Below are 23,222 nucleotides of genomic sequence, written 5' to 3'. Positions count from 1 at the left end.
CATCGATATTTTACTTTCCAAAAAAAGAAAAATTATGTTCAATCAATAAGAAAAAAAAGGAGGGGCACCCGTTATCCCCCCGGACAACACCCCTCCTTTTATTGACAATTTAAATCAATCATAAATCCCCGTTATCTAAATCATACTATTCAATACTCATATCATCGTCTTCAAACGTGTTGGATACTGTAGCAGTGGTTTCATTCACCTGCATTATCCATTTTTCATCATTATACTTACCGTTTAAATTTGTACTTGCGGCCATTTGGGCCTCATTCTTATAATCATAATCTGCCAAGTATACATAGTAAAGTCCGTTTTCCTTATTATAAAATTGTTTTGGATCCAAGCCTTTTGACCTTAACTCTTTCATAAAAGCATTTAAATATTTTGTTTGGCTGTATACATTGGCAATTACATAATATCCGGAATTCATTCCTATAACATCTGAATCTACCATCATCTTTACGGGCAGTTCCTTGAAATTGGCCCTTCTGCTATTTGTATTTGCAATTACCGATTTATCTTTCTTAGGTATTTCATTGGCTACATAAGCAGTGGTTTCCTCTGCACTGTAGTCTTGTAACGAATTCTTGATGGTGGTGTCTATATCATTTCTTAACATCCTAACAATAAGATTGAACCTTTCTTCGAAAGCTGCAATTCTTACTTCTTCAATAGAATCCTGCCTCATGATCAGCTCATCCAAGACCATTTTATTCTGGTAGGCCAAATCTGTTGCACTTGCACTATACATCTCCTTGGCATTGCTTGTTTCCAATTCTTTTTCCACATTTTTGGCTTTGCTAGATGTTCTGGCATTGTCCCGTTCCTCTATAAGGTGGGCTATTTGTTCTTCGTAGTTTCGCACAATATTATCTATTTGATTATCTGTACTATTATCCGCAACGGTAATGCCCAAATCATCATCCTTAAACGTATAGGCCAATGTTATTTCATGGTTCCAACCCAAATTGGCGTCTTGCTTTGCAATATCTTTTTCCATTAAATATCCCAACGACATTTTCTCGCTTAGATTAAACCCAAGACCTGCAGATATACCATAATCCCGATCATAAGTAGTTTGAATCCATCCATAATTTGGCATATCCAACAATAATGAACCAAAGTAATACAGACTACTGTCATAATTTTGTCCTACCTGCACCATGGGCATAAAACGGGCATTTTCAAATAGCCCTCTAGAATTTTTAAAGTCATGGGTATACTGCATAGATGCCTTGACACTTTTTGTGGAGAATTCTGTTAAAAACTCATTGGTTGTTTGGTTATATTTCAACAAATCCTCAGCGTACAGGCCAAAATCAAATTTGCCCAATGATAGATTGATACCTGGTTGAACAGCTATTTTACTTTCCTTTCTGGCCTCTGAAAGTTCTGGATCTTCTTCACTGATCACAATTCTATTTTTATCCAACCCTTGATTAAAATAGGTGATATTGGTACCGAACGTTAATACGGATTTATCGGCCAAACGTACAGAGGTGGCATAGTTGGCATTGAAACCAAATTCCTGGACCACACCGGCCCATTGGCTATATACTCCTATACCTACGGCTGTTTGATCACTTAGCTTGTTACTGAAGCCTAAGAAATAATTTTGGCTATTATCATCGAACGTGGCATATTGGTTTCTATGAAGAATATTTAAATACGATTTATTCTCTCGTACCAAGGAATAAGTAGGGTTAATAAAGAACCTATTGAAATATAATTGATTGTGGTACGTACTACTGGACCCAAGATTGGCATTGGTCTCCTGGCTTTTTACAGTCTGGATCAGAGCCAACAGGAACAAAGCAATAAGAAAACTATTGATTTTTAATGGACTTTCCATAACGTATGATTTTATGATTAAAGATTTATTTTGTCTGGGGTTTGGGGGGAACTATTTCAATGAATAATTGGGGGAGATTATTCATCATCAAATACAGAACTTGAATACTGCATTTGTTTATCTGTATTAAATGCTTCTAAAAAACGATAATCCCTATCTTTTTCACTAGCCGGCTTATCATTAAGGTTAAATGCTATGTGATGCCCTATTCCAGTAGTAGAACCCCTATTGGAGACTACAAATCCGGAACCATCTTTTTGCAACATGTTTACAGAATACTCATCATATGCGCTATTAATGTTTTCTCCCATATTTACGGCAAGGCCCACATTTCTTTCCCCTACCTCAACAAGGTAAACATCTAGACCTCCAAAGCCTTCATGGCCTTCTGATGCAAAAACCAATTGATTGTTGGAAAGTGGATTAGGATGCATATCATCTTTGATGGTATTTACCTTTGTTCCAAGATTTTTTGCCATGCCCAGGTTTCCATTCTTATGAATGGTGGCCACATATATATCATATGCCCCAAAACTGCCCGGCATATTGGAAGCGAAAAATAAACGATTACCATCTGGAGATACGGCAGGGTGTTTTGCGGAATAGTCCGAAGGGCATACGGCCACCTCGGTGATTTTTTTCCATTCGCCCGCTATCTTATCGGCCTTGTAGATTTTATGTACCTTTCTTTTTTTCGAAAAAAGTCCTGTAACAGGCTTACGATAGGTTGCCTTACTGAAATAAGCCGTGTTACCGCCATTGGTCAATGCTACGGGTGGTGCATACTCACCGTTTAGCTGAACAACATTGGTTCCGGTTGATACCATTTCTGCATTGGAAGAAGTGGTGTTCCAAGGCAAAAAATTGGACCTATTATTGGAAGATAGTTCTGTAGGTGCCACATAATGGGTCATTTTGTAGTCATCCTTTACCAGTTCCGTCCAGTTTTCATCACTGATTTCATTCTGGACTTTTTTACCCAATTGGGATACGGCATGGTCGTATCTCTTCTGATAGCTTTTACTTAAGGTTCCATCTTCTGAAACCTCAATTAGCCTACCATACCAATACAGTGCATTTTCGTATTTTTTAGAAAGAAAATTGGCATTACCAAGGTCTTCAAAAATTTCTTCATCTTCATAACCAAGCGCTTTTAACTTATTATAGTTCTCAGTACGTTTGGAAATTTCCGAAACCTTACGTTGTTGAAATTTGGTGGGTTCTTGATTCATGGCCAAATTTTGACCATAACCCACTGTAGCCATGCAAGCAAGCAAAAGGCCACATTTAATTGAATTGTTCATGATTGTAGATTTTGGGGGTTAATACCCCAAAGTTCCAATAACAAATTCAATACGTTCTTAATAAAAATTCATAGGTTTTTTTAAAATATATGAACCAATTCATTCATAAACCAACTTAAGTCATTGATAATCAATTACTTTTTAAAATTTACAGCCCCTATGAATTAATTTTTTTCTTTTTCTTTTTATCCGATACATATTTATATCCTAAATAGGCCAACTGTAAACCTACTGCGGCAATCTTTAATTTTCTACTACGTACTAGAAGTTTAGCAACTCCGAACAAAGGTGATAATCCCATAATTCATTCATTTTTAAGTGAATCACAAATTACCATTAGTACTAGAGTTTGCTTAACTCTATCCATTTAAAATATAGGCATAAACCCACTAACTTATTGATAGAATGCAAAACATATCTTAAATAATGCTTACAGCAAAACTCTTGTTGTTTAAGGTCAACTAAAGGTCTTTTTTCAATTTAATTTAGAGTTGAAATGAAACCGTAAGGATTATCCTTACATAAAACAAAATAATATGAACACAGATATAGAAAAAATTGAAAATCGTTTAAAAGACTTAGTTTCCAAGAACGAAGATGCCATAAAAGGTTTTGAAAAAGCATCTGAAAATGCAGAACAAGTAGGTATAAAGAGTTATTTTGAGAACAGGGTTGTAGAGCGTATGCAATTTTTAAGGGAGTTAAGGGCCGCAGTGCCGGAACTGGATTTGGGCAGCGTTGAAATTAAAGGTAGTGCTGCAGGAGCCGTTCATAGAACGTGGATGGACGTTAAATCATTTTTTTCCGGAGATAATGACGAGGCCATGTTAGAAGAGGCCGTTAGAGGTGACAAGGCCGCCATTGAAGATTACGATAAGGCTTTAGCGGAAACCATGATACCTCCCAGAGTCAAAGACCTTATAAGAGCGCAAAAAGAGAAATTGCAGAACGACCTGGAAACTTCTGAAATATTGGAAGAATATAGGTAACAACAAACAAACAAAAGCCCTTGCAAATGCAAGGGCTTTTTTATTTTCATAAGCATTAATTATCTACAAATTTTTACGACGTCTTAAGACTTTTGTTTTTTCGCTTTTTTTGTAACCATTGCTTATAGAACTTTTTGCCAAAATAAAGTATTAGGGCCTTCTTCATTGTTTTAATTTAATAGGTTTTTAGTTTATCCTTCCTTTTTCTCAACTGTCGTTCCAGTTCACGTACGGACTCACTCACCGATTCCTCAAAATTTTCGTTACTGGCTTCAGCAAAAATTCTGGGACCGGGCAAACTCAATCTAATATTACAGATTTTACCCGTATCAGTAGATGATGTGTTTTCATCCTTAAAAAACACATCTGCCCGTATTACATCATCAAATTTAGCGTGCAGTTTATTTAATTTTTCCTTGGCAAACGCTTCAAGCCTATCACTTGCCGTTACTCCGTCATACTCATATATAATATCCATATATCTATTTTCTATTTATCAACGTTAACCATCCAACCAATTCCAAAACGATCGGTACATCTACCAAAATGTCCCCATTCACGTTCCCTAAATTCATGATGAACCTGTCCTCCACTGGACAAATCCTTGAACAATTGTTTTCCCTCGTCCAAATTATCCAAATCAACACTCATATTAATCTGGTTTCCATTGTTCAAAGGGGTATCTGGTGAAGCATCATAAGCCATAAAATGCACGCCTTTACCTTTTAATTCCGCATGCTGTAATTTTTGACGGTATGATGATGGAACATCTATTTCCTTATCTTCATACGTTTGCCTATTCTTTACCTCCGCACCAAATAAATTGGCGTAAAAATTCAATGCCTCTTGGCAGTTTCCGTTAAATGCTAAATATGCTTGTATTTTCATTTTATATTGTTTTATTACAAGGTACCACAAGAAGCATTTTTAGTTTGGCTTATACCATTTTCTTATTGATTCATTTCATTTTTGCCAAATATTACTCCAATACAATCTTATTATCATCAATAAATTGAAAAAACGATAACTTTTCATCTGTACCTGTATGCATTAAATTAGTGGAAAGATCAAATAAATGTGCCTCCGTTTCGAAAAAATGCATCATATAACCAGCTGTATTTACAAAAGCGACATAATCCCCAATGGCCGGTAGCCTGCTTAAGCTTATTTTTCGCTTCAATAATACATCCCTTTCTAAACAATAAGCTCCAGTAAAAAATACATCAACGTTCTCCTTATCTGAAGTTTCACTGGTATGAATTATATATGGATCCAATAGAAAATCTGCGCTTGAGCTCATCATCTGGCTCATATTCATCTCAAGGCCAACCAACCATTGTTTTTTGGCATCTTGTTTTCTATAGACTACTTTGGCAATGGTCACGCCTACTTGGTCCAATAAGGAACGACCGGGTTCTATCCTAATTTCAAAATGGTTTTTACGAAGTAATGCGGCCAAGGATAATCCAGAATCGGCATCTACATAATCCAAAACTTCTTTTAAAAATGAATTTTTGTTAACCTTATTGAAGTACGGATAGGTATTTAATTTTCCACGTAGCTTACCATCTTCTAACCTATACCCCAACCCATTATCATTGAAGGTAATGGTATTGTTTCCTGTTGTAACGGCTTTTTGTAGCGAATCATTAAAATCTATCCATTGGCGTTCATCTTCTAAATAATTCATGAGAATACCCCCGCCCATATCAATAAATGTAACAGGAAACCCTTTTCGTTTTAAGTCATTTCCAATTTTAATACAAGTTAATAGTGCAATACTACGCTGGTAGGTTGAATATCCGTCCAAATGAAAATGAAGTCCTGTAACATCTAAGTTTTCAAAGGTCTTTGTATCACCTACATATGATGCAATAAAATTTGTGACTTGGTCAATATCAAAACCAAACCTGCTATATAACTTTTCACCTTTGACCTCAAATCCACTTATACGGAAACCAACTTTGGCCCGCAGACCCATTTTTTTGGCTACTTGTTCCGTTAACACACATTCATCCTCGTTATCTAAAATTATTGGAACCTCATTATTTATGGCCAATGCTATTTGTTCTTCAGTCTTAATGGCCGATGTCAATACTAAATTTTTACCATTTCCTCCTAGGGCCAAAGATTGTTCCAACTCTTTAAAACTTGCGGTATCCACTCCTATGCCAGATCTAAACGCTTGTTTTACCAAACCCTTGGATTTATTGGCCTTTCTAGCATAGAAAATTTGATATTTTAAATCGTACGATTTAAATAAATCTTTATAACGCGCACAGTTATCGTTAAATGTTGGTAAATGGTGAACATTAATGGGAGAACCGTACTTTTCCATCACCCCTCTTAATACTTCTTGGTCATTGAAAATTTCGTGCATCCAATGCGACGTAATTGGGGTCAACCCTTTTTTTTGATTGCCTTTATAATACTTGTTCTTCTCTTTCATAATGTGCTATTCTTCTATTTTTGTTCTGTAGATCCTTACAAATATATTTGGCCCAGATGGTAGCAAAATCATTGCGGGTACGTGAAAGGGTATCATTGTCATACGTTATACCCTCTGTAGGTGTTCCGTAAAACGTAAAGGCCTTATTGACCTCACCATATTCATTTACTGGATTTCCATTTTTATTTAAAGCGATACAACCGGGATGGTAAGTAGAACTTGATGAATTTATAAAAGGAGTGATATACTTGTTTTTCTCTAAATTCTGATAAAGTTCATTTTTAAATCCCTGCTGTCCGGCCCTGGGAATGGTAGCATTGATTAAAAATTGAACCTTTGTTTCTTTTCTCTTTTCCCCAATTAGCGACCATTCCCCATCATCATTACCTTTCACCACCGTTACCGATTTTGCAAAGGAAAAATTTAACAACCCACTGGTATGAAGCGCCAATATTTTCTTCATGTTCTCAATAGGCGGTCCGTACGACAGCCTGTTGAACAGCCCAAAATAATAGGTGTCAAATTCTTTATGCGAAGCTGCATCCAAACCACCATAACTGTATAGTTCATTAAACAACGGACTTATTTTTCTCCAGGTACTTACGGCCGCTATAAATGGACTTTTATCAGCCCCCAATTCCGCTTGATGAATTAAAAATTGAATATACTCCCTCAATTCCCCATTAGTAATATTTCTTTTTTCCGCAAAAGGATTTACAATACGCTGCCAGCTAAAATAGGTCACATTTCTAAATTGCTTATGAAATTGCACTACTTGCGCCCTTATCTTCTCAAAATCAAGACCTCCCTTTAGTTCCCAACCATATTGTTGAAATAAGGTACGGTAATATGCCCAATAGAATTCTTTCTTTATTAATGGTAAAAGAGTTTCATTAAAGTTGATTGGTCTTCTCGCTTTTATTTTGATAAGCGCTTTCTCGGTAAAAAATTGAAGGGGTTTGTCATCTAACGGGGTTCCATCCCTGGGAACCATTGGCAACCCAGACCTTGAAAATAGATGCATTTGTTTGGGTTCCTGACCAGATGCCACGTAGTTAAAAAAATTATCTGCATTTTTAATAAAATTACCTCCCCTACCTTCCGTTAACGCTAAAACGGCATCTATGCAAGTTAGCCCCATTCCCTTAATCGCAACAGACGTTCCTGGCGCTACCACAACAAGTTTTTTATCGGTAGGATATATAAAGCCAATATTGTTCTCGGATGCCCGTTTTGGCGCAATGTGAGATTTATATGTAATGTGCCCCGTGGTAAATAGGATTTGATCTACCGCTATAGTTGATTCTTGTTCTTTTTCATTTGTATAATACAAGGCAAATCCCGGTTTACTATTTTCCACATTTACCACCCAGCCTATATGAGGTACAACGTTAACATTAACAGGTAAATGGCTTATTAGTTTATGATAGCTCTCATTTAAATATGTACCCACCATTGCCCTAGGGGCAAAATCAGTAGTTGAACTTTTCTTCACATTTCTTTCCTTCAACCATGCTACAAAATCTGGAGTATGGTTTGGTATCGGCTTCGGTAATTGCTTGGGCCACACGTTAATATTTCCATTGGCGTAATTCATGATAAGGCAGTGCGGCTGATCGGTTCTATACACATCACCTGCACCAAAAAAGGAGGTACTATTGAAAATATGAACCTCAACATTTTTTGAGATTGCCCTATCTTTCAAAAAAGCCGTAAGACGCTCAAGACCATACAGGCCCTTAGGTCCAAAACCTACAATTGCAATCTTGTATATATGTTCATCGTTCATTTCATCCATTCCTCTTACCATCCACCTAAAGGAGTAAATGCGGATTTACTTTCCGGCAATTCCCTTAACAGCCATTTTTTGTTATAAATTGTATCCAAATACCGTTCACCGCGATCGCAAAGAAATAATGCGCAATTGCTGTCTTCCCCAATCTTATCCGCATACTTTCTTACAGCACTTATCATACCGCCAGATGAACCACCACAAAGTATAGCCTCTTTTTCTAATATTGACCAACACCCCCTGGCGCAATCAACGTCATCAACATATATATAATCATGTATTCTGGAGGTATCCAAAAATTGGGAGGGCACCCCTGCACCATGACCTGGAATAAGTCGTTTTAACGGTGGACCGCCAAACAACACACTACCAACTGCGTCTACCGCAATGATTTTGGTGTTCAAATTATTCTCATATATAAAATCGGCACAGCCCATAAGCGTACCACAAGTACTTGTGGCAACAAATAGATAATCTAACTTTCCATGCAGTGCATCTAATATTTCCGTCATAGTGGAATGGTGGGTCAATGGATTATCCGGATTACCATATTGGTTGGTCCAAAAACTATTGGGTATGGTATTCAACAACCATTGTACCCGTTCTAACCTTGCCCCCAAGAACCCCCCATTATCCAAAGGTTTGGTTACCCTTTCAATACGTGCGTTATAGGTTTTCAATATTTTTTCTGTGTGTGAATTCAATTTTGGGTCTACCACCACCACAAGCTGAAGTCCATAATACAAACATGCCTGGGCCAGGCCTACGGCCATATTCCCGGAGCTGGACTCCACGATGGTATCTCCCTTTTTTATCCTGCCATTTTCCAACGCCTGCTTTAAAATAAACAACGAAGTCCTGTCCTTTATACTTCCTCCCGGATTTGCAGCCTCTAATTTGCCATATAGATTAAACTTTTTCTTTTCTACCATATTTGCAAGATTGACCAAAGGGGTACTTCCAATGGTGTCTATAATAGATTCTGATAGTTTATGTGTTATATTTTGAGTTATCATATGCTACGGATTTTGACCATGTTCAAGTAACAATGAGCACAGTCTCTTTGTATTTCATAAAAATACCCGCATCCTGCGCAAACAAATAGCACAATACCATCTATAAATAGCTCTTTTACCTTTAGAAGCAATAATTTGTAAATAAAGCACAGGCATACTTTTTTGTTTAAATCTCCTCCTTAATCAAGCATGAATACGAACTCTTATAACATAACCCTTACAATGCCATACGCCTTGCTAATTTTAACGCTATTTAATTGGAATTTTATGACCGATGCATATAAAAAATCCTTAATTTCAAAGGACTCAAACAAACAGTAAAAACAAATGGCTAATTTCAGTTTAAAAATCAACGGAAAAACAGAACAAGTAGATGTTGACCCTACCACCCCAATGCTCTGGGTGCTACGCGACCATTTACAAATGGTAGGCACCAAATTTGGTTGTGGTATAGCCCAGTGTGGCGCCTGTACGGTACATTTAAACGATAATGCGGTACGCTCCTGTCAACTTCCGGTCTCGGCAGTTGGAGAGCAAGCAATTACGACTATTGAAGGACTCTCAGAAAATGGCGACCATCCTGTACAAAAAGCTTGGTTAGAAGAGGATGTATATCAATGTGGCTACTGCCAAGCCGGACAAATCATGAACGCTAGTGCATTTTTAAAAAAGAACCCTAACCCAACTGATGAGGAAATAGAAAATGCCATGCACGGAAATATCTGCCGATGTGGAACTTATACGCGAATAAAAAAGGCTATTAAAAATGCCGCTAATCTACAAAATGCGTAGTTATTTTGCCCCCATATCCAAAGGGTTGTTCACCTCCATAAAATTTTAAACAAATGACACTCATAAAAACATCATATAACAGACGCTCCTTTCTTAAAAGCAGTACACTTGCCGGTGGAGGCCTTTTATTAGGTTTTAGCTGGTTGGCCTCATGTAACCCAACACCGGAACAGGTAAGCAGAATGCCCAAAGAATGGTTCAATATCAACGCCTTTTTAAAAATTGGCGACAACGGCATTGTAACGATTGCATCACCAAACCCTGAAATTGGTCAAAATGTAAAAACCAGTATGCCCATGATCGTTGCGGATGAACTCGGCGTAGACTGGAACAATGTAATCGTTGAACAAGCACCATTGAACACAGATATCTTTCAAAGGCAAATAGCCGGTGGAAGCCAATCTATTCGTGCAAGCTGGGAAGGCCTACGTATGGCCGGAGCCACCGCAAAACATATGTTGATCGCTGCCGCTGCTGATACGTGGCAGGTACCTGCTTCGGAAATTACCATTGACGCAGGTGTCATTACACACAAAGGTTCCGATAAATCCGCCGGATTTGGTGAAATGGCCTCAAAAGCGGCCACCATACCCGTACCCGAGGAAGTAGTGCTTAAGGATACCAAGGATTTTAGCATCATTGGTACCGATAAACGTAATGTGGACGGACCAAACATTGTAACAGGAAAACCATTATTCGGTATCGATATTCAAGAAGAGGGCATGTTAACGGCAATGATCGTGCATCCGCCAGCTTTTGGAATGACCTATAAATCAATGAATGCAGAATCCGTATCATCCATGCCCGGGATAAAAGAAGTGTTTCCCATAGATGTATACCCTGATGACATGGAACAACAATGGTCTGACGGTGGCGGTATTGCAAAACTGGTAGCAATAGTTGGCGAGAGTACGTGGCAATGTATGATGGCAAAGAAAGCGCTGAACGTTGAATGGGAAAACTCATCTACCCTAGAAAGTACAGCTTATCATGAAGAAGCTTTGGAAAAATTACTGAATACCAACGCCAAGGAACCGGCACGAAACGATGGTAATGTCGCCAAGGCTTTTAACCGTGCGGCACAAATCATTGAACGTACCTATAGTGCACCCTTTCTTGCGCATAATACCATGGAGCCCATGAATTTCTATGCCGATGTCACCGCTGAACGCGCTATACTGAACGGGCCTATACAAACCCCGGAATTTTTGGAAAAATCCTTGGCTTCACGTCTAAATCTACCGGTAGAAAAAATTGATATAAAAATGACCCGAATGGGCGGCGGATTTGGAAGGAGACTCTATGGTACCTTTGGCGTTGAGGCTGCCGTAATTTCGCAAAAGATGCAAGCCCCTGTAAAATTGGTCTATACCCGTGAGGATGACATGACACAAGGAACGTACAGACCCACCTATAAAGTGAAATATAAGGCCGGTTTGGACAAGGATGGAAATTTAATCGCCTGGCATGTAAAAGGCGTTGGCTCCAATGACGACCTCATTTTTGAAAATAGGTTTCCAGCGGGTGCGGTAGATAATTATAAAGCGGAGAAATTTGTTCTTGAAACCAATGTTACTACTGGAGCATGGCGTGCGCCCCGTTCAAATTTTGTTGCAGGTGCGGAACAATCCTTTATGGACGAAGTTGCCGAAGCGGCCGGAAAGGACCCTATAGAATTTAGATTAGAATTATTTGACAGGGCCATGAAAGATCCTGTGGGCAACCCTGAAAAGAATGATTATGACCCAGAACGTTATGCAGGTGTCCTTAAGTTGGTCAAAGAGAAATCTGGTTGGGACGGCAGTGTAAAAAATGGCGTGGCAAGAGGAGTATCCGCTTATTATTGCCATAATTCCTATGTTGCCCAAGTGTTGGATTTGACCAAGGATTCCAATCCGCCAAAAGTAGATAAAGTTTGGTGTGCGGTAGATTGCGGAATCGTAATCAACCCTATGGCGGCAAAAAATCAAATTGAGGGAGGTATTATAGATGGTATTGGTCATGCCACTTATAGTGAAATGACCTTTATGGACGGGATACCCCAACAATCCAATTTTGATACTTACCGCTTAATTCGCCATAAGGAAGCACCAAGGGAAATAGAAAGTTATTTTGTGGATAACGGCATTGACCCCACAGGACTTGGAGAGCCTTCATTACCACCGGTGGTGGGCGCATTGGCAAATGCCTTGTACAAAGCAACCGGTCAAAGATATTACAAACAACCGTTTATAACGCAAAAACCTGTTTTAGGTTAACACCCTTATGCTATAGTGAAATTTGAAAACGCCGTTATGAAACCCATTACGGCGTTTTCTTTTGCAATTATTCTTTTACCAAATCTCGGTTTAAACCTAATATTTCATTGGACCTTTGTAGGCAAGTATCAAACAAATTTTTGGTAACTTCCTGGGTATAAAACGGCACCATTTTTTTAAGTAATTGTGTACCCTTATCCGTAGTCATTATTTCGGGAAACGCTTTTTCCAAAACATTCAACATAATTTTCACGGAAGTAGATGCCCCTGGTGATGCGCCTAACAAACAAGTGATCTTACCATCCTTACTGCTTACCAGTTGGGTTCCAAATTCCAACGAACCACCTTCAAATTCATCTTTTTTAATGGTCTGCACCCGTTGACCGGCCACTAAAATTTCCCAATCCTCATTTTTGGCATCTTTTATAAAAGTTCTCAGGGATTCCATTCTATCCTCAAAACTCATAGCAACCTGTTCTATAAGATATTTTGTAAGTGGTAAGTTGTGCCAAAACACGCCCCACATAGAAGGTATATTGTCAAAATTGATAGATTTCAACAAATCCAAATTTGAGCCTTCTTTTAAAAATTTGGGACTAAACCCTGCAAACGGCCCAAATAGAAGTTCACGCTTACCATTGATATATCGTGTATCTAAATGGGGAACCGACATGGGTGGATCTCCTATACCCGCCTTACTATATACTTTTGCATTATGTTGTTCAATAATCTCCCTATTCTTACAGACTAGCCATTCCCCACTCACCGGAAAACCGCCGTAACCATCTTTTTCTTCAATTTCCACTTTTTGCAACAATAATAGACTGCCACCTCCAGCACCTATAAATACATGTTGGGCATCTAAAGTACTTTTTTTGCCATTTTTAAGATTTTCCATTTTAAGAAGCCAATCCTCATCATGGTCGGGATCAATATCCTCTACCTCCGTATTAAACAAAACTTTTGTATTATATTCCTTTTCTAGTATGGCAAATAATTGTTCTGTTAACGCCCCATAGTTCATTTCTGTTCCCCTATCTATTCTAGAGGCGGCCATAATCTCTTCATTTGTTCGTCCGCGCATCATAAGGGGAAACCAATTCTCCATCTTATTCACATCTCTAGTAAATGTTATGGTATTAAACATAAAATGCTCCTTCAACGCTTTATAACGTTTTTCCAAATAATCCGCATTCTCTTTGCCCCTTACCCAACTATGATGTGGCACCGGATTTATAAATGATCTGGGTTCTTTAATTAATCCTTGGTCCACTAAATAAGACCAATATTGTTTAGAAATTTCAAATTGTGTACAGATATCAATTGCCTTGGTAATGTTTACATCCCCATTTTTATCCGCTGGGGTATAATTTAACTCGCACAAAGCTGAATGACCTGTACCGGCATTGTTCCAGGCAGCTGAACTTTCTTGTGCCACTTTATCCAACCGTTCAACAATAAGTACCTTAAGATCTGGCTTTAACTGTTTTACCAGTAATGCCAAGGTTGCACTCATTATACCCGCTCCTACACATACTAAGTCATATTCTTTTCTTAAGTCCATTCACATCACTATTTTATTTCACCATAAACGTTTGAAAAGTTACTTATTTCAAATGGCATTTTCTAAATGATTTGGCATTTTAAACCTTGTTCCAAAAACAAAAAACAGGCCTAGAGGCCTGTTCAATACCTTGTTCTAGCTAGCGGGTCAGTCCATTACAAACTTAAATCCTGCGGTAATAATACTGGAACTGAACGTGGTATCCCTATCGTATTTATAAAATTTCACATCAATACTCTTAAGACCTAATTTCCAAATATGCATTGTGGTAAAAATGTCCGTATACGATATGCCCACTCCAAATTGATTTGCCGAATATTCCGATAAATCATAATCTGAAGTATAAAATGTATCCGTAGACAAAGCTTCTTCATATCCCTTAAAATAATCTGCGGCAGACTGTTCGTAAAATCTGTACGAAGGATATACCGTAAACTTATCCGATAATTTAATGGGCAGTTCCACATTTGCGGTGTGTGACCTTATTCCCCAATCATCATTATAATACCGATAATAACTTCTTACAACTATGGTTTCATTAACAAACCAGTTTAAACGCCCGCCCGCCGCAATTTTAAATCGGCTATCAGGTAATTGCTCTATGGCATCCGCAAGTTGAAAATTTTCGATAAACGAATCGGCCACATCTGCAAAATATACGCGTTGAAACGGTGTGGACAGCAACCCTTGTTGCTTAACCAAATCCAATGCCAATGAACCTTGCAGATTTTTACCTAAAATTTGGGAGAACCCAAAGCCCAAGGTGTAAGAATTTCTGGATTCATCGGTAAATTTTTCAAACACAGGATCGTAATTGGCATTACCCGTTATTGTTTTATTTGAAAAGAACCCATTGGCCAAGCCATTGGCTCCACTGGCAAATGGCCTCAACTCCGTGGGATAAATAGAATTCCAAGTATCGAGATATACATTTGCATTTATACTAACCTCGGTATTTTTCTCATTGAACAATTTGGTTAATCCACCCCCAAAACCAACAGAAAAATAATCGTATTCCGAGGATACCGAAAGTTTACCTGTAACTATTGTATTTCTATCATCTGAACTATGGCTATATGCGCCCGTAATATTTGCCCAAGTATCTGAACTTGAAGCTCCGGAACTAGCTACAAAAGGATCTGCCGGTTGTGCGCCGTCAAATGGATCAACATTACTTGATGATGCCGATGTATACGCTGAAACGCCTGCATCAATGGTTAACACGTCATCATCGTTAAGAGGAATGGCCACCACAAATGTCCCCGTAATGTCCGTTAACTCTTCAGTTCCCAAACCTCCACTTACAGCGGCATTATCACCGTCCTGTGAATAATAACTGGTCAAAAAATCTACCTCGGTAGTTTCCAACACTCTTTTTTTATAGGTCTTAACAGAATCCTGATCTTGCTGGGCATAGCCCGTTGCAGTTAGGAACAGTAATACCAAACTACCTATTTTCTTGAAAAAATTCATTTTTTGCAACTTTACGTCCCCATTAATTACAACCACAACCTCCGCCTGTTTTACCTCCATTGGCCCCAGCGGCAGCTTCCCTATACGAATGCATAATCGTTACATTACGGTCCACCTTTTTATCCTGCAAAGCCATATCCGGGTCATTGATATTTATTTTTTCATATTCCTTTAAAACCGTACAGCTACTCAACGCGCTAATAACAAGCACCAGAACTAATAATGTTCGTATCATGATTTTTCTATTTCTATATTTTTTGATGTAATGATATTTCCTTTATCATCTATAATAATGCACGCTACTTTGGGCAATTGTTCGATACGATTTAACCCGACATCCTTACCCATTACAAATACCGATGTAGCGAGGGCATCTGCCAATTCCGCTTTTGGTGCAAACACTGTAACGCTAATGATTCCCGTAGCCGGATAGCCACTCCTTGGGTCTATTATATGCGTATATCTTACATTATCAAAAGTTACGTACTTTTCATAATTACCGGAAGTTACTACCGCCCCATTGGTAATGGGCAATACAGCGAACACCTTGTTTTTGTCCATTGGGTTGGTTATGGCAACATTCCATTCGTTTCCATTTGGTTGCTTGCCCCAAGTATTCATATCACCGGACGCATTGATAATCCCTGCAACGACACCCTTGGCAATCAATACATCTTTAGCCTTATCTGCCGCATACCCTTTACCTATGGCTCCAAAACCAATTTTCATGCCTTTTGATTTTAGAAAAACCGTACTGTTCTCCTTATTCAGCACAATATGCTGATACCCTACTTTAGAAACGGATGCCTTGATTTCCTCTGCGGTAGGCATTGCCTTCATACTACCATCAAACCGCCAGATGTTGTCCATAGAGGCATAACTGATATCAAAAGCCCCATCTGTCAATTTGGAAATACTTATCGCCCTTTGTATAAGTTCAAATAATTCCGCATTTACCTGTACCGGTCGTATACCTGCATTTCTATTGACCTCAGCTGTCTGGGAATTTGCGTCCCAAGAGGAAATTAATTGCTCTATTCTTGTTATTTCATTGACAGCCAGGTCAATATATCCATTAGCTTCAACAAGATCTTTAGCAACCACCGTAATATCAAAACGGCTACCCATTAACTTCATGGTACGTTTATAGGGTTCTTGGGCAACCAATAGGCCCATATAGCACAGGGTTAGTATGAAAAAACTATTCTTCACCTATTCAATAAAGGAATTTAGTTCATTTATATATTCAACGGGAGAAAGCTTTTTATAACTTGTTTCACCATACACCTTACCTGTAGCGTCCATGACCACTACAAAAGGAAATATTCCGTTACCATTATATTTTTCAGCCAAGGCCTTGTTCTTATTCAATTGTTCAATAGGCAAGGCATTACTCTTTTTTCGCGGAAAATCTGCCTGTAGCATGACATAATGGTCATTGGCATATTCCCTAAATTCCTCCGTAGACCATACGCTCCTATCCAATTTAATACATGGAGCGCACCAATCCGAACCTTGAAAGACAAGGACAATGGGCAAATTTTTAGCTTTTGCCAATTCCTGTGCCCTAGTAAAATCTGTCTGCCAATCTTGAGCAAACGAAACGTTTATGTAAAGGATAGCACATAAAATGAAAACTACTTTTTTCATTGTGGTCATTTTTAAATTGCAAGTTTCAATTATTGTTCCAATTATTTCTTAAGGTATCTTAATAATTATGGTTTATGGTCATTTACTCTCCCATTAAATTAAAAGCGCCCTTGGTCAAAAATTGCCTGTTTAAATTATCGCCTGATAGGTTCTCCAGAGCTGTCATTTCATTATAATCACCATTAGTTGTAACTGTCATCCGCTTAAAATAGTATTGATCATCCAATTTATCGTCAAGGACCAATATATAAGCTTGGTCATCTACAATGTTTATAGCCTCTGTAGGCAACGCCATTTTCTTTGTTGATTCCGTAATTATATTTGCTTCTACGAACATGCCGGTTAAAAAATTTGCCTTTTCCTCGTTTTCCAAATGTGCATGAACCTTTATTGTTCTATTTTGGTCAATAGAAGTCCCTACCAAATGCACTTGGGCCTTAAAAGTCTCCCTTGAAGATTCAGGAATTTTGAACTCGACCATTTGTCCTTTCTTGATGTTCATGATATCCTTTTCAAATACGGACAGTTCTAAATGGATATGATCATTATTGATAATCTCCATAATAGGTACCGCAGGGGAAACATACGTTCCTTTTGAAACATTTACCTTTGTAATACTACCCGCTATGGGCGCAAAAATTGATGCCACAGAACTAATATTACCTTTTTCAACCTGTTCTGTAGATATGTTCATCATACTTAATTGTTTACGTAAGCCATTATAGGTTGCAACGGCAGTTTTAAAATCGCTCTGAGCCTTAAGAAAACTTTTCTGTGAAGAAATTTTCTCGTCTACCATGGTCTGTTGCCGGTCGTACTCTGCCTGTAAATAGCTTAATTGCCCATGAATTTCCATATATTTTTGCTGTAAGGCTACGAACTCCGGATTTTCTATAGTCACCAATAATTGACCTTTACGAACCCGATCACCTACAAGCAACGGAGCCCTTTTAATATAACCGCCCATTGTGGCACTAACTACAGCCCTATTTTCCGGTGGTACATCTATCATCCCTGAAGTAGTAATCATAACCGGAAATTGCATTTCTTTCATAACATCCAACTTCATATTATTTTGGTCAAATTGTTCTTGGGAAATTTGAATACGGTCATCAGTACCTGCAACTGATTCCCCGCTTCCCTTGGGCGACTTTTCTTCACCCCCACAACTTACAAGAAATGCAAGCATTAAAACGTTCAAAATTTTATAACTATGTTTTTGCATGATGCAGAATTTATAAGGTTAGGTAATTAATATTTGCGGCGGTTTGGTTATACTCCTTTAATTTTTCCAAATAGCCCAATTGAATATCATAGGCACTTTCCAAACTCTGTATATATTGATAGAAATCAATTTCACCATTTTTAAAACTAATCTGGGCGGTCCTTAATATTGCGTCTGATAGTACCGTTCCCTCATTTTCATAATAATTGAGAGAATTTTGTATCTGCTCCAATTCCTTTAATAGGATGTTTTGTCTTAATTGCAGTTGAACCCTGTACGAAACCGATTCTGTCACTGCCCGTTCCTTAGCAATTTTGGACGCTTTAATTTTGGCGGCCTGCCCACTGAACAGTAAAGGAATTTTCAACCCCAATTGATATCCTATGAGATTGTCGTTCAATGCTGAATTTGACCCTTGAAAGTAAGCTAAACTGATATCTGGAAGCAATTGCTGTTTTTCAACAGTACTTTCTGCAGCCATTAGTTGCATTTGTAACTCATAAAAGGCCATCTCCGGAGAATTTTCAATTGGCGCATTCAATACATCCATTTTAAGATGTATTTCCTGTGATAATATCAAGCTATCTTCAACTTGAACCAATCCGGACAAATTACTATATGCCGTAGCCAATTCTTGAACGGCCCGTTCATAGTCCAAGTTAATTTTTCGTTGTTTTGAAGCCGCTGTAATCTTTTCCAAATAATTGGTTTCACCTAGTTCAAACTTTCTGGCGGCAACAGAAGAGAAATTGGCATACAGACTATCTAAACGTTTGTAGACCATTATTTTTTTACGTGCAACCTGATATTCATAGTACCTAATTGTCATAGCTCTTTTTAAAGCTTTACGCTGAATATCGAATTCCGTTAGTACTAAATTGTTTTTTACTTTATTCACCCTCTTTTGGAAGAAATATTCAGTAGGAAAACGAAAATCCTGTTGCACACCAAATACTTTTAACGGCACCCCGTTAATGGCTAAATTATTTTCATCATACTCATAATACACATGGGTCTTATCAAAATTAAAGGCACTATTGACCATGGTCCTTGATACCTCAACTTTAGACTGCCCGGCTTTTATACCCATATTGTTTTCAAGGGCCAAGGATATCAATCCGTCAAGATCTTGAGTTTTTGTATTCTGTGCCGATGCGCCAACCGATAATAGCAGTGCAATAAAAGCGATACCATTATGCAGCGTTGTTTTAGGAATTGGTTTTCTTGAATGTTCATATTTACCAAAGATTGAATAGAGCACCGGTAAAACGACCAAAGTCAAAATGGTGGCCGTAAAAAGCCCCCCAATTACTACAGTTGCCAAAGGTCTTTGGACTTCTGCCCCTGCATTGGTAGATATTGCCATTGGCAAAAACCCTAGGGCAGCAGCTGAGGCCGTTAACAATACAGCTCTTAAACGGTCTGTAGTCCCTTGTTTTATCAACGCATCCAAACTGGGGAACGCCTGCTTCCTTAATTCCTTAAAATGCTCTATTAAAACTATTCCATTGAGTACGGCTATACCAAACAGCGCTATAAAACCCACGCCTGCGGATATACTGAACGGTAGACCTCGCATCCACAACAGTACAACGCCACCTACAGCCGCCAATGGTATTGCGGAATAAATTATCAATGCTTCCTTTACCGATTTAAATGCAAAATACAGGAGCACAAAAATGAGCAATAATGCAATAGGCACAGCAATTAAAAGGCGGTCTCTTGCGCTCTGTAAATTCTCAAATTGTCCGCCATAGGTTATGGTATACCCTATTGGTAGTTTAACGTTCGCCATTATCAATGTTTGAATATCGTCCACTACAGATTGTAGATCGCGGTTACGAACATTAACCCCAACTACTGTTCGGCGTTTGGTATCGTCCCTAGAAATTTTTGCCGCCCCTTTTTTATAGCTGATTTCCGCCAGTTCTGTCAAAGGCACTTTACCACCTGTAGGAATATCTACATATAGGTTTTTAAGGTCATCCAAATCTTTTCGCTTATCCTTTTCTAAGCGAACCACTAAATCAAAACGCTTTTCTCCCTCAAATACACTGCCTGCAGTTTTACCTGCAAATCCCATGGATACCAAATCATTCAAGTCTTGAATGTTCAATCCATAACGGGCAATTTTGGCCCGGTTGTAATGAACCCTCATTTCCGGTAGACCCGCTATTTTCTCTACACTTATATCTGCAGCACCTTCTACCGTTTTTATCAAATTACCTATCTCGCTCCCTTTTTGAGCCAGCACATCTAAATCCGGTCCAAAAATCTTTATGGCAATATCTGCCCTAACTCCAGTAATCAACTCATTAAAACGCATTTCTATAGGTTGGGTAAATTCTACTTCCATACCCGGTATTACGGCCAATGCTTTTTTGAACTTGTCCGCAAGTTCATCTTTGGAGGTTGCACTGGTCCATTCCCCTTTTGGAGCCAGTTTAATGATAACATCGCTTTCTTCCATTGACATAGGATCGGTAGGAACTTCTGCGGCACCTATTCTCGTAACAACCTGTTGTACCTCCGGAAAGTTTTTCAATAGAATTTTCTCGATTTCGGTAGTAATTTCAACAGTCTTGCTCAATGAAGTCCCTGTTTTTAAAACGGGCTGGATCACAAAATCCCCTTCATCCAATGTAGGTACAAATTCACTACCCATGGTACTATATAATACTATTGCACCTAAAAGAAATACCGTTGCAATACCTAAAACAATTTTTTTACTATTTAATGCCCATTCAATTATAGGTGCATATTTCTTGTTCAACCAATTCATTAAACGAACGGAGATGTTCTTATCGGTTTGCTTGGCGGGCTTTATAAAGATTGATGCCGCTACCGGTACATAGGTAAAACATAAGATCATTGCCCCGATCAGCGCAAAACTAAATGTCAATGCCATAGGCCTGAACATTTTGCCTTCTACACCACTCAAAGACAATATGGGTATAAATACGATCAAAATGATCAATTGTCCAAAAATGGCCGAATTCATCATTTTTGAAGCTCCATTAAAGGTGATTTCATCTTTTAAATACTGCTTTTCTAACTTTTGCAGACTATTTAATTCTTGCTGTTTCCTAGTAATCTCGAACGCTATGAATTCTACAATAATTACTGCCCCATCGATGATAATGCCAAAATCAATAGCTCCTAAACTCATTAAATTGGCATCTACTCCGAAAATGTACATAAGCGATAAAGCGAACAACAAACACAACGGAATTACTGATGCAACCACTAAACCAGACCTAAAGTTGCCCAATAAAAGTACCACCACAAAGATGACGATCAGACATCCTAAAATTAAATTTTCCGTAACCGTAAAGGTTGTTTTTGAAATTAGCTCACTACGCTCCAAAAACGGATTAATGTAAACGCCCTTTGGTAGTGAAGTTGAAATTAATTCCACTCGTTCCTTGACCGCTTCTATCACTTTTTTAGAATTTGCATCCTTAAGCATCATCACCTGTCCTAAAACTTTTTCCCCTTCCCCGTTGCCGGTTATTGCTCCAAAACGTACTGCACTTCCAAAATCCACTGTGGCCACGTCTTTAATATAAATTGGAATACCATCATTCTTTACTACTATATTTTTAATGTCATCCAAAGAGGCAACCAAGCCTTCACCACGAATAAAATACGCTTGATTGACTTTTTCTATATACCCACCACCAGAAACACTATTGTTATTTTCAAGCGCCCTAAATACATCACTAGCAGTAATGTTCATGGCGTTTAACTTTTGGCTATTGATGGCTACTTCATATTGCTTTAAAAATCCGCCCCAGGTGTTCACTTCAACAACACCGGGTATACCTGATAATTGTCGTTTTACTATCCAATCCTGTATAGTTCGCAAATCCGTTGTGGTATAGGTGTCCTTATACGCTGGCTCCACCTCCAAAATATACTGGTAAATTTCTCCTAGTCCCGTAGTAATGGGTCCCATTTGTGGAGTACCAAAGCCTGTAGGAATGTTTTCCGATGCAGACGCTATCTTTTCCGCAATTAATTGCCTGGGCAAATATGTTCCCAGATCATCATCAAATACAATGGTTACGACAGATAGTCCAAATTTGGATACAGACCGAATTTCCTGAACTCCGGGTAAATTGGCCATTTCCAATTCTACGGGGTAGGTAATGAATTGTTCCATATCCTGCGTAGACAGATTCCGTGATGTGGTAATGACCTGAACCTGATTATTGGTTACATCGGGTACCGCACCTATGGGAATCTGTGATAGTGCATAAAGCCCATACCCCACAATGAACAGAGTGAACAACAGTACTACGAGCTTATTCCTTAAACTGAATTTAATAATTTGTGAAAGCATCTTTTCATATACATCAATGTTAGTCGCCCAAAATCACAACAAGTGAATTTGAACTAAATAAATTAAAAATCGATTATGTTATGAAAAGCGCGGGGGCTGTAAGATACCCTGGGTATGTAATGTGGATGTAGGCGCATGGTAATGAAAATTTGCGGCGCTATAATCCAAAAATTCCACTAGGTTAAAATCTGCCTTATAGGTATTTATAAAAATGTCCGCTATACAGGTGTGTGACGTACTACTGTGATTAAACGGCAGTTTTTCATGGTCTTTCTTCTCTTCTTGATGGTCCCTTTGGTGCTCTGCCTTTAATTCACCATAATGTTTGGACAGAAAAACGATAATATTGTCCCCATACTGTTCACTATGGAACTGCGCATGCTCTATCAATTCATCCAATTGAACGATATCGTCATAGTGCACACCAAAACTTTGCAGCATGATCAGCGATGATAATAGTATGGAAAACAGCTTGTTCACTTTAGTAAAATTAATAAAATTATGTTT

The 23,222-nt window shown here is 38.4% G+C and carries 19 protein-coding genes; 3 read left to right on the top strand and 16 right to left on the bottom strand.

Annotation, left to right across the window (positions count from 1 at the left end; genetic code table 11):
- Positions 1-145 precede the first annotated feature (145 nt).
- The 3 genes from CHB68_RS05575 to CHB68_RS18540 form a co-directional block, all read right to left on the bottom strand.
- On the bottom strand, positions 146-1,858 hold the full coding sequence (locus tag CHB68_RS05575) for a PorP/SprF family type IX secretion system membrane protein (protein WP_089259888.1): 1,713 nt from the start codon (positions 1,856-1,858) through the stop codon (positions 146-148).
- Between the two features lie 77 nt (positions 1,859-1,935).
- Entirely contained in the window at positions 1,936-3,162 is a 1,227-nt protein-coding gene (locus CHB68_RS05570) for a TolB-like translocation protein (RefSeq protein ID WP_089259887.1), read from the bottom strand.
- Between the two features lie 157 nt (positions 3,163-3,319).
- On the bottom strand, positions 3,320-3,463 hold the full coding sequence (locus CHB68_RS18540) for a hypothetical protein (RefSeq protein WP_179213150.1): 144 nt from the start codon (positions 3,461-3,463) through the stop codon (positions 3,320-3,322).
- A 235-nt stretch (positions 3,464-3,698) separates the two neighbouring features.
- On the opposite strand from CHB68_RS18540, the gene CHB68_RS05565 reads away from it, so the two are divergent.
- Positions 3,699-4,151 (top strand): ferritin-like domain-containing protein, encoded by a 453-nt coding sequence (locus tag CHB68_RS05565; protein WP_089259886.1) that lies wholly within the window; start codon positions 3,699-3,701, stop codon positions 4,149-4,151.
- Positions 4,152-4,326: 175 nt separating this feature from the next.
- Here CHB68_RS05565 and hpf read toward each other — a convergent pair whose 3' ends face one another.
- The 5 genes from hpf to sbnA all read right to left on the bottom strand — a co-directional run bounded on the left by hpf (position 4,327) and on the right by sbnA (position 9,408).
- A complete protein-coding gene (gene hpf, locus CHB68_RS05560; protein ID WP_089259885.1) occupies positions 4,327-4,629 on the bottom strand; it encodes a ribosome hibernation-promoting factor, HPF/YfiA family in 303 nt (100 codons plus the stop codon).
- An 11-nt stretch (positions 4,630-4,640) separates the two neighbouring features.
- A complete protein-coding gene (locus CHB68_RS05555) occupies positions 4,641-5,039 on the bottom strand; it encodes a VOC family protein (protein ID WP_089259884.1) in 399 nt (132 codons plus the stop codon).
- A 91-nt stretch (positions 5,040-5,130) separates the two neighbouring features.
- Positions 5,131-6,600, bottom strand: a complete 1,470-nt coding sequence (locus CHB68_RS05550) for a type III PLP-dependent enzyme domain-containing protein (protein WP_089259883.1) — start codon at positions 6,598-6,600, stop codon at positions 5,131-5,133.
- Positions 6,575-8,410 carry an FAD/NAD(P)-binding protein gene (locus tag CHB68_RS05545; RefSeq protein ID WP_089259882.1) on the bottom strand — a complete coding sequence of 612 codons (1,836 nt, stop codon included), beginning with the start codon at positions 8,408-8,410 and terminating at the stop codon, positions 6,575-6,577. Before CHB68_RS05545 ends, CHB68_RS05550 begins: the two co-directional genes overlap by 26 nt.
- Complete coding sequence (gene sbnA / locus CHB68_RS05540) at positions 8,404-9,408, bottom strand: 2,3-diaminopropionate biosynthesis protein SbnA (protein ID WP_089259881.1); 1,005 nt, start codon at positions 9,406-9,408, stop codon at positions 8,404-8,406. Before sbnA ends, CHB68_RS05545 begins: the two co-directional genes overlap by 7 nt.
- Before the next feature lie 327 nt (positions 9,409-9,735).
- Here sbnA and CHB68_RS05535 point away from each other — a divergent pair, with 327 nt between their 5' ends.
- On the top strand, positions 9,736-10,200 hold the full coding sequence (locus CHB68_RS05535; protein ID WP_089259880.1) for a (2Fe-2S)-binding protein: 465 nt from the start codon (positions 9,736-9,738) through the stop codon (positions 10,198-10,200).
- 53 nt (positions 10,201-10,253) lie between these two features.
- Positions 10,254-12,458 carry a xanthine dehydrogenase family protein molybdopterin-binding subunit gene (locus tag CHB68_RS05530; protein ID WP_089259879.1) on the top strand — a complete coding sequence of 735 codons (2,205 nt, stop codon included), beginning with the start codon at positions 10,254-10,256 and terminating at the stop codon, positions 12,456-12,458.
- A gap of 67 nt (positions 12,459-12,525) precedes the next feature.
- Here CHB68_RS05530 and mqo read toward each other — a convergent pair whose 3' ends face one another.
- From mqo to CHB68_RS05490, 8 genes are all read right to left on the bottom strand, one after another.
- Positions 12,526-14,022: a malate dehydrogenase (quinone) gene (gene mqo / locus CHB68_RS05525; RefSeq protein ID WP_089259878.1), complete on the bottom strand. Its 1,497-nt coding sequence runs from the start codon at positions 14,020-14,022 to the stop codon at positions 12,526-12,528.
- A gap of 147 nt (positions 14,023-14,169) precedes the next feature.
- Positions 14,170-15,495, bottom strand: a complete 1,326-nt coding sequence (locus CHB68_RS05520) for a DUF3570 domain-containing protein (protein WP_089260569.1) — start codon at positions 15,493-15,495, stop codon at positions 14,170-14,172.
- 22 nt (positions 15,496-15,517) lie between these two features.
- On the bottom strand, positions 15,518-15,730 hold the full coding sequence (locus CHB68_RS05515) for a DUF4266 domain-containing protein (RefSeq protein ID WP_089259877.1): 213 nt from the start codon (positions 15,728-15,730) through the stop codon (positions 15,518-15,520).
- Entirely contained in the window at positions 15,727-16,671 is a 945-nt protein-coding gene (locus tag CHB68_RS05510) for an FAD:protein FMN transferase (RefSeq protein WP_089259876.1), read from the bottom strand. The genes CHB68_RS05515 and CHB68_RS05510 overlap by 4 nt, the downstream gene beginning before the upstream one ends.
- A 36-nt stretch (positions 16,672-16,707) precedes the next feature.
- A complete protein-coding gene (locus CHB68_RS05505) occupies positions 16,708-17,145 on the bottom strand; it encodes a thioredoxin family protein (protein ID WP_089260568.1) in 438 nt (145 codons plus the stop codon).
- An 82-nt stretch (positions 17,146-17,227) separates the two neighbouring features.
- On the bottom strand, positions 17,228-18,370 hold the full coding sequence (locus tag CHB68_RS05500; protein ID WP_179213149.1) for an efflux RND transporter periplasmic adaptor subunit: 1,143 nt from the start codon (positions 18,368-18,370) through the stop codon (positions 17,228-17,230).
- 10 nt (positions 18,371-18,380) lie between these two features.
- Positions 18,381-22,715 carry a CusA/CzcA family heavy metal efflux RND transporter gene (locus tag CHB68_RS05495; RefSeq protein ID WP_089259875.1) on the bottom strand — a complete coding sequence of 1,445 codons (4,335 nt, stop codon included), beginning with the start codon at positions 22,713-22,715 and terminating at the stop codon, positions 18,381-18,383.
- Positions 22,716-22,793: 78 nt separating this feature from the next.
- Complete coding sequence (locus CHB68_RS05490) at positions 22,794-23,195, bottom strand: hypothetical protein (RefSeq protein ID WP_089260566.1); 402 nt, start codon at positions 23,193-23,195, stop codon at positions 22,794-22,796.
- Between the last annotated feature and the right edge of the window lie 27 nt (positions 23,196-23,222).

It is taken from the genome of Maribacter sedimenticola (assembly GCF_900188415.1).
Taxonomy (GTDB): Bacteria; Bacteroidota; Bacteroidia; order Flavobacteriales; family Flavobacteriaceae; genus Maribacter; species Maribacter sedimenticola.
The sequence above is the reverse complement of the archived record's forward strand: the minus strand, read 5'-3'. Positions and strand labels throughout refer to the sequence as shown.